Annotated in this window: 13 protein-coding genes; 12 read left to right on the top strand and 1 reads right to left on the bottom strand. The window is 44.5% G+C overall.

What is annotated here, in order from left to right:
- The first annotated feature begins 322 nt into the window (after nt 1–322).
- From V6668_RS08890 to V6668_RS08930, 9 genes are all read left to right on the top strand, one after another.
- The gene (locus V6668_RS08890; protein ID WP_036610177.1) at nt 323–1,561 is read left to right on the top strand and encodes a glycosyltransferase family 2 protein; all 1,239 of its coding nucleotides are present in this window, start codon (nt 323–325) and stop codon (nt 1,559–1,561) included.
- Between the two features lie 336 nt (nt 1,562–1,897).
- The gene (gene infC / locus V6668_RS08895; RefSeq protein WP_017689666.1) at nt 1,898–2,392 is read left to right on the top strand and encodes a translation initiation factor IF-3; all 495 of its coding nucleotides are present in this window, start codon (nt 1,898–1,900) and stop codon (nt 2,390–2,392) included.
- 24 nt (nt 2,393–2,416) lie between these two features.
- Nucleotides 2,417–2,620 (top strand): 50S ribosomal protein L35, encoded by a 204-nt coding sequence (gene rpmI, locus V6668_RS08900; protein WP_017689665.1) that lies wholly within the window; start codon nt 2,417–2,419, stop codon nt 2,618–2,620.
- An 88-nt stretch (nt 2,621–2,708) separates the two neighbouring features.
- Nucleotides 2,709–3,068, top strand: a complete 360-nt coding sequence (gene rplT / locus V6668_RS08905; protein ID WP_017689664.1) for a 50S ribosomal protein L20 — start codon at nt 2,709–2,711, stop codon at nt 3,066–3,068.
- Nucleotides 3,069–3,647: 579 nt separating this feature from the next.
- On the top strand, nt 3,648–4,688 hold the full coding sequence (locus V6668_RS08910; protein WP_076327056.1) for a BMP family lipoprotein: 1,041 nt from the start codon (nt 3,648–3,650) through the stop codon (nt 4,686–4,688).
- 299 nt (nt 4,689–4,987) lie between these two features.
- Nucleotides 4,988–6,526, top strand: coding sequence for an ABC transporter ATP-binding protein (locus V6668_RS08915; protein WP_036610171.1), 1,539 nt, complete (start codon nt 4,988–4,990; stop codon nt 6,524–6,526).
- Nucleotides 6,519–7,598, top strand: coding sequence for an ABC transporter permease (locus V6668_RS08920; RefSeq protein WP_036669750.1), 1,080 nt, complete (start codon nt 6,519–6,521; stop codon nt 7,596–7,598). Before V6668_RS08915 ends, V6668_RS08920 begins: the two co-directional genes overlap by 8 nt.
- Nucleotides 7,599–8,561 (top strand): ABC transporter permease, encoded by a 963-nt coding sequence (locus V6668_RS08925; RefSeq protein WP_047842245.1) that lies wholly within the window; start codon nt 7,599–7,601, stop codon nt 8,559–8,561. It begins immediately after the preceding gene.
- Between the two features lie 213 nt (nt 8,562–8,774).
- Nucleotides 8,775–9,173 (top strand): hypothetical protein, encoded by a 399-nt coding sequence (locus V6668_RS08930; RefSeq protein WP_036669752.1) that lies wholly within the window; start codon nt 8,775–8,777, stop codon nt 9,171–9,173.
- Nucleotides 9,174–9,179: 6 nt separating this feature from the next.
- On the opposite strand, the gene V6668_RS08935 is transcribed toward V6668_RS08930, so the two are convergent.
- Nucleotides 9,180–9,623, bottom strand: coding sequence for a GNAT family N-acetyltransferase (locus V6668_RS08935; protein ID WP_036611020.1), 444 nt, complete (start codon nt 9,621–9,623; stop codon nt 9,180–9,182).
- 604 nt (nt 9,624–10,227) lie between these two features.
- Between V6668_RS08935 and ilvB the strand changes: the two genes are divergently transcribed.
- The 3 genes from ilvB to ilvC all read left to right on the top strand — a co-directional run bounded on the left by ilvB (nt 10,228) and on the right by ilvC (nt 13,712).
- A complete protein-coding gene (ilvB, locus tag V6668_RS08940; RefSeq protein ID WP_036610160.1) occupies nt 10,228–11,979 on the top strand; it encodes a biosynthetic-type acetolactate synthase large subunit in 1,752 nt (583 codons plus the stop codon).
- Entirely contained in the window at nt 11,976–12,458 is a 483-nt protein-coding gene (gene ilvN / locus V6668_RS08945; protein WP_024628317.1) for an acetolactate synthase small subunit, read from the top strand. The genes ilvB and ilvN overlap by 4 nt, the downstream gene beginning before the upstream one ends.
- A gap of 261 nt (nt 12,459–12,719) precedes the next feature.
- Nucleotides 12,720–13,712: a ketol-acid reductoisomerase gene (gene ilvC / locus V6668_RS08950; RefSeq protein WP_036669754.1), complete on the top strand. Its 993-nt coding sequence runs from the start codon at nt 12,720–12,722 to the stop codon at nt 13,710–13,712.
- The last annotated feature ends 112 nt before the right edge of the window (nt 13,713–13,824 follow it).

Consider the following 13,824-nt stretch of genomic DNA (forward strand, 5'->3'; position numbering starts at 1 on the left):
AAATCAAGTAAACGGCTGAAAATAAGATATAACAGGCATGAATGCGAGGTTGTGGTATCACGAAGTGTCTATTCAGCGTTTAAAGATCACATTTCTGCTTCAAAAGTGAAATTGGGGTTTTGACAAATGACTGAAAAGGATACAGAATCGATAAAGCAGCCAACTGATAGCAACCAAGCTTTGAAACATTGCCTGATATATTCACGTAGTACACAAAAGAACAGGGTCATATTCTGCAGATCAAAAAAAAATAAATTGCAGAATCAGGAAGAGAAATGCTTGAGTAAACTGGGTTTTGAAAAAAAGGGGGTAACAGAGAACGATGTTGGACGCTATATTCGTCACGATGCAGGTCATTCTGGCACTGCTAGCCGTGTACCAATTCACGTTTTCGCTGTTCGGTCTGATTAAGAAAAAGAAAAAGAAACATTATCCGGCGACAAAATCATTCGCTGTACTCGTCGCAGCACACAATGAGGAACAAGTCATTGGTGCCTTGATGGAGAACTTGAAACAACTTGATTATCCGGAAGATCTGTACGATGTGTTTGTCATCTGTGACAACTGTACGGATGGAACGGCTCAAATTGTCAGAGAGCATGGATTAAATGCCTGTGTACGTACCAATGCCGATTTAAGAGGTAAAGGGTACGCCATCGAATGGATGCTTAAGTACCTGTGGAAATTGCCACGTCAGTATGACGCAGTTGTTATGTTTGACGCGGATAACCTGGTTGACCGTAACTTCTTGCTTGAGATGAATGATGACTTGAACAATGGTTCACGTGTTATCCAAGGATACATTGATACGAAAAATCCGGAGGATTCCTGGATTACTGCAGCTTACGGTGTTTCTTACTGGTACATCAACCGTCTGTGGCAGTTGTCTCGTCATAACTTGAATATGGCGAATTTCCTCGGAGGAACCGGAATGTGCTTTGAGACCAACCTGTTGAAGGAAATTGGTTGGGGTGCAACAAGTCTGGTTGAGGATCTGGAGTTTACGATGCGCAGTGTGCAACGTAATGTGTATCCTGTTTTCAACTATGACGCCAAAGTATTTGATGAGAAGCCATTAACATTCAAAGCTTCAGCGAGACAACGTCTGCGCTGGATGCAAGGTCACTTTACAGTTGCGCGTAGATACTTCTTCCCATTGCTATGGCAGTCCATTAAGGAAAGAAGCCTGGTGAAATTTGACCTTGCTATCTACGGAGCCAATGTCTATGTGGTGTTGCTTACGTTCCTGATGACGGCTGTGATGTGGGTAGACATGGCTATATTCAGTGGTCCGCACATTGCTAATATTTATGGATACTTCCCGTTATGGGTTGGGTTCGTGGCTATTGGTTTGAACATTCTGACGTTCCTGTTGTCCATGGCGCTGGAGAAGGTTACCTTTGCCAAAGTTTATCTATATCTGATTTTGTTCCCGATCTACCTGCTGTCTTGGTACCCGATTACGTTCTACGCTTTCTTTACACAGAACAACAAACAGTGGAGCCACACTCAACATACACGTGTTGTACGGTTGGATGAGGTGCAAAGCAAACAAGGGTAAGGAACATGCATGCGATACTTTGTTGACATCTGATATCACAAATGGGTAATTCACGAAAAAAAAGTTGTGAAAAATGTTGACAATGTATTTCATGGGTGATATAGTATTCAAGTGCCTTAAAGCGAATAGCGATGGAATCACAAGCAGAAGTCCGACTTCTCACCTGATCAACAAACATGTTGGCTGGTCAACGATCCCAATAATTTATGAAGTGTATACTCATGAAGAATTGTGTTGATTACAGGGATGTCGGTAGCTTGACCGGCATCCCTTTTATTTTTGTGTAACTGGATATTCAAAATGACCTGGAGGTGGACGATTATTAGTAAAGATCACATGATTAATGATGAGATTCGGGCGAAGGAAGTACGCCTTGTCGGAGCTGAAGGAGAACAAATTGGGATTACGCCCATTCGCGAAGCACTGCAAATGGCGATTGACCTGAATTTGGATCTGGTCAATGTGGCACCACAGGCTAAACCGCCGGTGTGTCGTATTATGGACTATGGCAAATTCCGCTATGAGCAACAAAAGAAAGATAAAGAAGCCCGTAAGAACCAGAAAATTGTTGATATTAAAGAAGTATGGTTCCGTTCCAATATTGAGGAGCACGATTATCAAACGAAGCTTCGTAATGTAGTTAAGTTTTTGAACGAAGGCGACAAAGTGAAATGTTCTGTTCGTTATCGCGGACGTGAAATTGCACATGCCGCGATTGGTCAACGGATTTTGGAACGCGTTAAGGTAGAAGTTGCAGAACTTTGTACTGTTGAACGTCAACCGAAATTGGAAGGCCGCAGTATGATCATGATCTTGGCTCCTAAAGCCTGATAACATTGGAGGAGGAAACACAAAATGCCTAAAATGAAAACACACAGCAGTTTGAAAGGACGCTTCAAAATTACCGGTTCCGGTAAGGTCCTTCGTTACAAAGCTCACAAAAACCACTTGCTTTCCCACAAATCCAAACGTGCTAAGCGCGTTCTGAACGGTAACCCAGTTATGGCTGCCGGGGATGTTAGACGTTTGAAACAAGGCTTGGCTAACTTGAAAGGCTAATTCTAATTAGTAGATTCCGTATGGGGGATCGGCTACGGCCGTACACATACCACGGATACATTTATATTTATTTGGGAGGTTCTTTAATATGGCAAGAGTAAAAGGCGGTTTTGTAGTACGTCGTCGTCATAAAAAGGTTTTGAAACTGGCAAGAGGTTATTTCGGTTCCAAACACCGTATTTTTAAAACAGCTAACGAGCAAGTAATGAAATCCCTGGTATACGCATACCGTGACCGTCGCAACACGAAACGTAACTTCCGCAGACTGTGGATCGTTCGTATCAATGCTGCAGCACGTATGAATGGTTTGTCTTACAACAAACTGATCCATGGTTTGAAACTTGCTGGAGTAGACATGAACCGCAAAATGTTGGCTGATCTGGCCGTTAACGACATCAATGCGTTCAACTCTTTGGCTACTGTAGCTAAAGGCAAAATCAACGCTTAAATTGTATGATACAAGCCGCCGTACCTATATGGCGGCTTTTTTTACGGCTTGGAAGAAATTCGAAGATGAATCTCTGAATGAGTAGAGCGAATAGGCTGTAGTCTGGAAGGGAACAATGAAACTAGATAACTGGTGAATAACGATCCATGGGAATACATAAAATACGAACGGTGAAATAATACAAATAAAAACAGGTAAATCCCACTCATCACTAAAGTTCGCGATATGTTTTTGTTATATAACATCACATCGTTGTAACGTTAGTGTGTTAAATCGCTAAATTATTAAGCGTTTTCAATAAAAAAAGAACAAAAATATGTGATATTTGGTGATGAAACATCTGGATTTTAACACTGGTTGATTGTATAATCACCTCTAGTAGGCTAGTCCTAGATTTTTCTCTCCATGTCATAATGTTCGGTTTTTCGACAGATGATAGGATGCTTTAAGGGTGAGAATGCGCTTTTAATGTCGAAGAAACCATACATTCTGCATAAAAGTCATTCCTGCTATCTGTTAACCGTTCAATTGTAGGCTGGATTGGAATGAGGGATATATCATTAAGGGGGAAAAAGAGAAATGAAAAAGATGCTCAGCTTGTCTTTGGTAATGTTGCTGGCGGTATCGGTTATGCTCGCAGGTTGCGGTAGCAAACCGAAAGAAGAAACAAATGCCGGAGGAGATAAAGGTGGTACACCCACTGAAGAGAAATCCGATCTCAAAATCGGTATGGTTACTGACGTAGGTGGAGTTAATGACAAATCCTTTAACCAATCCGCTTGGGAAGCTTTGCAAGCGACCGAAACAGAAACAGGTACTGCTGTTAAATACCTGCAAAGTAAATCCGATGAAGAGTACATTCCTAACCTGAACGAATTTGTTAAAGGCGGATATGATCTGACTTGGGGTATCGGTTTCCAATTGGCTGATGCAATCAAAACTGTAGCTGAGCAAAACCCTGATGCTAAACTCGCGATCATCGACAGTGTTGTTGATGCTCCTAACGTTAAATCCGTAACATTTGCTGAAGAAGAAGGATCTTATCTGGTTGGTGTTGTGGCTGGTCTGACAACTAAATCCAACAAAATTGGTTTTGTAGGCGGTATGGAAAGCCCACTGATCAAAAAGTTTGAAGTAGGATTCAGAGAAGGCGTTAAAGCAGTTAACCCTGATGCTCAATTCATTTCTAACTACACAGGTGCATTTGATAAACCTGACTTGGGTAAAGCAGCAGCAGCAACACTTTACAATGAAGGCGTAGATATTATCTTCCACGCTTCTGGCGCAACAGGTAATGGTGTGTTTAACGAAGCAAGTGCTCGTAAGAAGCAAGGTCAAGATGTATGGGTTATCGGTGTAGACAAAGACCAATCTCTTGAGTTTGGTGATGAGATCACTTTGACTTCCATGATAAAAAAAGTTGACGAAGCAGTTAAGCGCGTTAACAAAGAAGTAGTTGATGGTACATTCGCTGGCGGTTCCGAGAACCTGACTTTGAAAGAAAACGGCGTAGGTATTGCTGATACCTCTACTGCCAATGTATCTGCTGATACACTTGCTAAAGTAGAAGAGTACAAAGAAAAAATCATCAGCGGCGAAATCAAAGTTCCTACAGAGTAATTTTGATCTAAGTTGCAAATGAATAATCATTGGGGCCGGTCTTGACCGGCCTTATGATTGCAAGAACAGGAACATTTGATCAAGTCATCATAACAATTGTACAAGGTCACTGTGCACCAACGCTCCGGTAAGAGCTTTTCTTAAGATAATGGAATTGAGTTGTTCTTAATGAGCTGAACCATTCGATTATCGCAAGAAAAACTTCAGCTAAGCGCGGTCTGTCTTCTTTGAAAGTACGTCGATAGACGTTTTTTTTTACGTTTGCGGAACCACACTATATCAGTTATAAGGGTGATTACATGGGTGCAGCAACCCCCGTCGTTGAGTTAAAACAAATTACGAAGCGTTTCCCAGGCATTGTTGCCAACGACGCCATCAGCCTTCAGCTTCGTAAGGGCGAGATCCATGCGCTACTGGGCGAAAACGGCGCTGGTAAGTCAACGTTGATGAATATTGTATTTGGTCTCTATCAGCCAGATGAAGGTTCCATTGAAGTGAATGGCAAGCCTGTCATCATCGACAGCCCTAACCGAGCGATCGATCTTGGCATAGGCATGGTGCATCAGCATTTTAAACTTGTACAGCCGTTCACGGTAACAGAGAACATTATTTTGGGATCTGAACCAACGAAGGGTCTCAATATTAACTATAAAAAAGCAGCCGCTGAAGTTCAGCGTCTTTCCGAACAGTATGGACTGAAGGTGAATCCTCATGCCAAAATTCATGATATTTCTGTCGGAATGCAGCAACGTGTAGAGATTGTTAAAACGTTGTATCGCGGTGCAGACATTCTGATATTTGACGAGCCTACAGCCGTATTGACTCCTCAAGAGATCAAAGAACTGATGATTATCATGAAGAAGCTTGTAGCTGAAGGAAAGTCCATTATTTTGATCACGCACAAACTGAAAGAAATCATGGAAATCTCCGATACGGTAACGATTATCCGTCGGGGTAAAGTAATTGATTCGGTTAAAACATCGGAAACCAATCCGAATGAGCTGGCAGAGAAAATGGTGGGGCGGAATGTCACATTCAAAGTGGACAAAAAACCGGCTACACCTGGAGCCAATGTGCTCGAAGTCAGTAAATTAACGGCCAAGAATAAAGAAGGTATTTCGGTTCTGAACCAACTTAACCTGAACGTACGTGCAGGAGAGATTGTTGGAATCGCAGGCGTGGATGGTAACGGCCAAAGTGAACTGATTGAAGCTCTTACCGGACTTCGTAAAGTAGAGAGCGGTTCGATTCTTTTGGAAGGCAAGGAGCTGTCCAATCATTCTCCGCGCCATATCTCGGAGTCGGGTGTAGCCCACATTCCGGAAGATCGCCATAAACACGGACTTGTACTTGATTTTTCAGTGAGCGAAAATATCGTTCTGGAATCGTATTATAAAGCACCATACACCCGTAAAGGGTTCCTTAACTTCGATGCCATCAAACAGCAGGCGAAGCGGCTTGTTGAGGCATTTGACGTGCGTACACCAAGCATCGAGACCAAAGCTCGGTCCTTGTCCGGAGGAAACCAGCAAAAGGCCATTATCGCCCGTGAGGTAGATAAAAACCCTGAACTGCTTATCGCTGCGCAACCAACACGTGGTTTGGATGTAGGGGCTATTGAGTTCGTGCAAAAGCAACTGATTGCACAGCGCGACCAAGGGAAGGCTGTTCTGCTGATTTCATTTGAGCTTGATGAGATTATCAATGTATCTGACCGAATTGCAGTTATTTATGAAGGACAGATCGTTGGCGAGGTGCTGCCGGAAGAAACCAATGACAGGGAGCTCGGCTTGATGATGGCGGGCAGCACCCAAAAGAGAGGTACTGCGCATGAATAACGTATTGAAATGGTTTACCCGAGATTCATTTATTTTGCCTGTAGTAGCTATTATTATGGGTCTTATTCTCGGTGGAGTTGTCATGCTGATTGGTGGTTACAATCCAATTGAAGCCTATGGTGCATTGTTCACCAAGGTATTTGGCGACATGTACAACTTTGGTGAAGCAGTACGGGAAATGACGCCACTAATTATGACTGGACTAGCATTTGCATTTGCATCACGTGCAGGGTTGTTTAATATCGGGGGAGAAGGTCAATTTCTCGTTGGTATGACCGCTGCAACATTTGTTGGTGTTAAGTTTGCAGGTTTGCCGATCTACCTTCATGCGCCACTGGCTTTGATTGCCGGTGCATTGTTTGGTGGTCTGTGGGCCGCTATTGCTGGTTATCTGAAGGCGGCACGTGGGGTCAATGAAGTTATCAGTAGTATCATGTTGAACTGGATTGGTCTGTATCTGGCCAACCTTATCGTTCGCCAATTCTTGCTGTTGAAGGGCGAGAATCGTTCCGTGGATATCAGCGAATCGGCTTCGATTAGTTTGACATGGCTCTCTGAACTGATGGGCAATTCGCGTGTACACATGGGGACGTTGATTGCCATTGTGATGGCTGTGCTCTTTTATATCTATATGTGGAAAACAAAACAAGGTTATGAAATCCGCGCGGTAGGTTACAACCCTAATGCGGCTGAATATGCAGGTATGCATGTTAACCGGAATATCGTAAAAGCGATGTTTATCAGTGGTATGCTTGCCGGTCTTGGTGGTGCATTCCAGGTTCTTGGTGTGTTCCAATACCAAACCGTAATGTCGGGTTCACCGGGAACAGGCTTTGACGGAATTGCGGTTGCCCTGATTGGTTTGAATCATCCGTTTGGGGTGTTATTGGGGGCAGTGTTGTTTGGTACCCTCACGTACGGATCTGCAGGTATGAGTTTTGCTGCGGATGTTCCGCCTGAGATTATTCGGATTGTGATCGGTTCGATTATCTTCTTCATTGCGGCACAAGGCATCGTGCGCTGGATACTTAAACCGTTCTATTCGAAGCGTAAGAAAGAGAAGGTGTTGTAGATGGACTTGTTGACAATTGGGCAAATTATCAATACGACGCTTGTCTTTGCTACGGCATTGATTTTTGCATCACTCGGCGGAATTTTTTCGGAAAAATCAGGTGTAACCAACCTTGGACTTGAAGGTTTTATGGTCTTTGGTGCCTTTGCAGCTGGAATCGGGGCGCATTATGCTCAAGAATCGGGCATGGGCGGAACGACATCGGCCTGGATGGGAGTTTTGCTAGCGATTGTATTGGGCGTACTGGTATCTCTGATTCATGCCGTTGCGTCTATCACATTTAAGGCAGACCAGATTATCAGTGGTATCGTCATTAACTTTTTGGCAGCAGGAAGTACGTTGTACTTGGTTAAACTCTTGTTTGAAGGTTCTGGTGATTCACCGTTGGTTCAAGGCTTCAGCAAGTTTGATGTGCCATTGTTGAAAGACATTCCTTTGCTTGGAGAAGCCTTCTTCAAGAACGTATATCCAACAACATATCTGGCCATTCTGTTCGTATTCCTGACGTATTACATCATGTTCAAAACGCCATTTGGTCTGCGCCTTCGTTCTGTAGGTGAACATCCAAGTGCGGCTGATACGGTTGGTGTTAAAGTGCTTCGTTATCGCTATATTGGCGTTATGATCAGTGGTGCGCTTGCGGCCATTGGTGGAGCTGCGATTACGTTGACGACTACGGGTACATTCTCACACAATACGGTTTCCGGCCAAGGTTATATTGCCATTGCAGCTATGATCTTTGGTAAGTGGAATCCGATTGGTGCCTTTGGTGCAGCTGTCTTCTTTGGATTCTCACAAGCGATCCGAAATTATGTACAGTTGTTTGAATGGTCACAAAGTATTCCCCAGGAAATTATTTTTATGTTGCCTTACCTGCTTACCATCATCGTTCTCGTTGCAGCGGTTGGACGTTCTTCGGCTCCGTCTGCACTCGGTGAAGCATATGATCCGGGTAAAAGATAACAACCTTTTCCATATCAGTTTAGCTATTCAGAGTTTTGACAAAGGGTCCGCCTTGTGCGGGCCTTTTTTGTTTTCTTGAACGCCCAGCGACTTTTACATGCTTAACTTGGTTCTCGTGCATATACCCATATTTTCAGGTAGGGACAAAGAAACAGGCGAATTCAGTGATGGACGAATACACTGTTTTGAACGATCCGAGGAGGAGGGGAAAGTATGAAACAACAAGTTACGCGTGATGAAGCGATGAAATTAATAGGCAAAAATATTGTTGCAATCAAAAAAGACGGCACTCGGGTTACGGGAAAGCTGTTGAAAGTATCTGGAAACAAACTGGTACTCAAGCGTTTGAATGGCAAAAAAGTACGTACAAAAGCGATTCTGCCACTGGTATTGTTTGATCTGCTCGCTATTGCTACACTGCCTTATGCTTATGGAGGTGGTCCCGGCTTCGGTCCCGGATATGGACCTGGACCAAAACCAGGCCCTGGATATGGTCCAGGCTACGGACCGGGATATGGACCTGGAGGACCTGGAGGACCTGGTGGCGGATATGGACCTGGTCCTGGATTCGGCCCTTATGGTCCAGGTCCACGCCCACCAGGATTTTTCTAGGACATTCTATAATGTTTTTTCCAATTCGTAGCAGCGGCTTATCATGATGTATCGAATCGCGCTGTATCCATTTTTTTGATAAAACTGAAGCCCTTTGGTATTGCCCTCATCCACCATCACTTTAGATCTTCGACAACCCCGAGATACCGCAAAGCTCTCTGCTTTGAGCAACAAAGTTTGCCCGTAACGTTTGCGTTGTTCTTTCGGACTAACGGCCATCATATCGACATAGAGCAATTCCCCATGCATGAGAAAATGGATGAATGCCACAGCAGCTTTGTCTGGCTCCGGCGAGACAACAAAGGTCATGCCCCTGTTCATTCGCAGGGGTATTTCTTTGCGGATTTTATTAATTTCCTTTTCGCTCATATGGGATAAAGGAACAAGTTGAGTGTCAATCAGCTTCATGATGGCGCCATCATCCAGCTTGGATGTGCGTTGCCGAATCACCATGCGGAGCCTCCTTTCAGGACCAGTCGTGCTGCTCGTATATCCTATGCCCGAAGCAAGATAAAAGGTGACTGAATGAAGCGCTAGGATTAGGGCAACCTTATAGGCTGAAGAGGGAGGAAGGAAGGTTCTCTGAATTTTTATGCAAAACAGGTATTGACTTATCGGTTGGAGGAATCATATAATGTTCCTAACATTTAACGAGAATATTTCATCGGCTATGAAGAGGACGAAGTTTTAAGGGCTCTTTTGCTCAGAGAGTGGCTGGAATTGCTGAAACCACCACCATTACCCCTTATATACGAGCTCACCTCGGAGCTGTTTTCCTGAAAAGCACTGGATGTCACTCCTTTCGCGTATTAGGGAAAATCGTATGTCTGCGTTACAGACAACAGGTATGGGAAACGACTATGTTCGTTTGAGCTATTCGTTTTGTTGTACCTGGTAAGGTCCGTTATTGCGAAATTTCGGGCAAAGTTGGGTGGTACCACGGAAGCGATAACCTTTCGTCCCTCGCAAGCATGAACTTGTTTGCAGGGGATGGAAGGTTTTTTTTGTAACTTTAAATGTCAGAATGGTGTAAATTCCGAGAGGAGGATGACTAATGGGAGCTCAAATTCCAGAAGTACGATCGACAGATGAATTACGTGAAAAATGGATGAAGCCGGAGGTCATTAGCGGTTCCGAGATTCTGCTGAGAAGTTTGTTGCTTGAAGGTGTGGATTGCGTATTTGGTTACCCGGGTGGCGCAGTGTTGTACATTTACGATGCAATGTATGGTTTCGAGGATTTCAAACACGTCTTAACCCGTCACGAACAAGGTGCAATTCACGCAGCTGACGGATATGCACGTGCAAGCGGCAAAGTTGGTGTTTGTATCGCTACCTCCGGGCCGGGAGCAACCAATCTGGTTACTGGAATAGCCACGGCATATATGGATTCTGTGCCGCTGGTTGTCATTACGGGAAATGTTAATTCCAGCCTGATCGGTTCGGATGCTTTCCAGGAAGCGGATATTACCGGGATTACAATGCCGATCACCAAACACAGCTATCTGGTAAAAGATGTTAAGGATTTGTCGAGTATCATTCATGAGGCATTCCATATTGCCAACACCGGCCGTAAAGGTCCTGTACTGATCGACATTCCGAAAGATGTCTCAGCCAACAAAACCTTGTTTGAACCGAGTACTGAACCTGTTACATTAAGAGGGTACAATCCACGGACAGTACCAAACAAACTGCAGGTTGACCGTTTGGCTCAGGCCATTCAGGAAGCAGAACGTCCAATGATTCTGGCCGGTGGCGGTGTGGTATACTCGGGAGGACATGAAGAACTGTTCGAGTTTGTTGAGAAGACAGGCATTCCGATTACGACAACCCTTCTGGGGCTTGGTGCATTCCCAAGTGGGCATGAACTATGGACAGGGATGCCAGGAATGCACGGAACGTACACATCCAACCTGGCCATCCAACAGTCGGATCTGCTGATTAATATCGGCGCACGATTCGATGATCGGGTAACAGGTAAGCTGGACGGATTCGCTCCACATGCCAAAATCGTTCATATCGATATTGACCCGGCTGAGATTGGTAAAAACATTGCAACCGATATTCCAATCGTTGGTGATGTGAAGACCGTACTTGAAATAGCCAACAAAGAAGTTGGACGTGCAGAGCGTGCAGATGCATGGAGAGACCAGATCAAACAGTGGAAACAAGAGAAGCCATACAGCTATACGGATTCAGACGAAGTGCTGAAACCGCAGTGGGTTGTTGAAATGTTGAATGATACAACCAAAGGTGAAGCAATTGTGACTACGGATGTGGGACAACATCAGATGTGGGCGGCACAATATTACAAGTTTAATCAACCACGTTCATGGGTAACTTCGGGTGGTCTCGGAACGATGGGCTTTGGATTCCCTTCTGCAATTGGTGCTCAGATGGCCAATCCGGACAGACTCGTTATCTCCATTAACGGTGACGGCGGAATGCAGATGTGTTCCCAAGAACTCGCAATCTGTGCCATTAACAATATACCGGTAAAAATTGTGATCATTAACAATCAGGTACTTGGAATGGTTCGCCAATGGCAGGAACTCATCTATGAGAACCGTTACAGCCACATTGATCTGGCAGGAAGCCCGGATTTTGTAAAACTGGCTGAAGCATATGGCGTGAAAGGATTACGTGCAACGAATAAAGAAGAAGCAGCGCGTGCTTGGCAGGAAGCTTTGGATACACCAGGACCAGTCGTTGTAGAATTCGTAGTACGCAAGGATGAAAATGTGTATCCAATGGTTCCGCAGGGAGCAACAATTGATCAAATGCTGATGGGGGATGCTGACGAATGATTAGACATACGATTTCAATATTGGTAAACGATCAGCCAGGCGTCCTTCAGCGTGTATCAGGGTTGTTCGGTCGACGCGGATTTAACATTGAGAGTATTACCGTAGGTCAATCGGAAGAACCTGGACTCTCCCGGATGGTTATTGTCACCATTGGTGACGATAAAACGCTGGAGCAGATTGAGAAACAATTGTACAAAATCATCGATGTTATTAAAGTGGTTGATTTCAGCCTGAAACCGATGGTAGCCCGTGAACTCGCTTTGATTAAAGTGAAAGCAGAGCCTTCCGAGCGTCCTGAAATTCTGGGTGTGGTAGAAACATTCCGCGCATCCGTTGTAGATGTTGGTCCAGGCAGCCTGATTGTGCAGGTAGTCGGAGATACGGACAAAATTGATGCTATGATTGAATTGCTCAAGCCATATGGCATTCGCGAATTGTCCCGTACAGGCATAACTGCATTGGTACGCGGCAACGTATAAAGTTATAATGAATGAAGAGGGACGACGGTTAGCTAACATATACAGTTGATCTTATGTGAGTGTCAGTCCCTTAACAGTTGTAATTTAACATTTTAGTGATGTAACGCTTGAAAATATAGCTACATTCCCGCATTAATGGGCGGGTGTCTGAACGGATCGGATCAGACCAGAGATGCTTTTGACACTCCAAGCGAGGCGGTCCCTTGAGACACCCGCTCATTAATGAAGGGTTCTTTACAATACAAAGGAGGACTTATAAACATGCCAGTAACTACTTATTATGAACAGGATGCAGAGCTTAACGTATTGAAAGGAAAAACGATCGCGGTAATCGGTTATGGTAGCCAGGGCCACGCCCAAGCTCAAAACCTTCGTGATAGTGGATTGAACGTAGTTATCGGACTTCGTGAAGGTAAATCCTTCGACACTGCAAAAAATGACGGATTTGAAGTTCTGTCCCCGGCTGAAGCAACAAGCCGCGCAGATGTAGTTCAAATCTTGCTGCCAGACGAAACTCAAGCTTCTGTATACAAAAACGAAATCGAACCAAACCTGAAAGAAGGCGCTGCATTGCTCTTCTCACACGGTTTCAACGTTCATTTCGGTCAAATCGTTGCTCCAAAAAACAGCGATGTATTGCTGGTAGCTCCTAAGTCCCCTGGTCACATGGTACGTCGTACTTATGTGGAAGGTTTTGGTGTACCGGGCCTGATCGCGATTGAGCAAGATGCAACGGGTAAAGCTAAAGAAATCGGTTTGGCTTATGCTAAAGGTATCGGTTGTACACGCGCAGGGGTTATCGAAACTTCCTTCCGTGAAGAAACAGAAACAGATCTGTTCGGTGAGCAAGCTGTTCTGTGTGGTGGCGTGAGTGCATTGGTAAAAGCTGGATTCGAAACATTGACAGAAGCGGGTTACGCTCCTGAAATGGCATACTTCGAATGTCTGCACGAACTGAAGCTGATCGTTGACATGATGTATGAAGGTGGACTTTCAAGCATGCGTGATTCCATCAGTAACACAGCTGAGTACGGTGACTATGTAACTGGACCTCGCGTTGTAACTGAAGATACGAAGAAAGCAATGAAAGAAGTCCTGACAGATATCCAACAAGGTAAATTCGCACGCGACTTCATTCTGGAAAACCAATCCGGACGTGCATTCTTGACAGCAACTCGTCGTAACGAAGCTGAACACCCAATCGAAGTGGTTGGCGGACAATTGCGTGAGATGATGCACTGGATCAAGAAGTAAGCATTAACTTCTAGAGCATGCACTTTAAGGTAATCAAGTAAACTTAGAGCTTTAACTGGGAATAGCGGCCGTGCTTATGCGTGAGCCGCTATTGCTGGTTCAGAGAAACATA

The organism is Paenibacillus amylolyticus (assembly GCF_036894225.1).
In the GTDB taxonomy this organism is placed as follows: domain Bacteria; phylum Bacillota; class Bacilli; order Paenibacillales; family Paenibacillaceae; genus Paenibacillus; species Paenibacillus amylolyticus.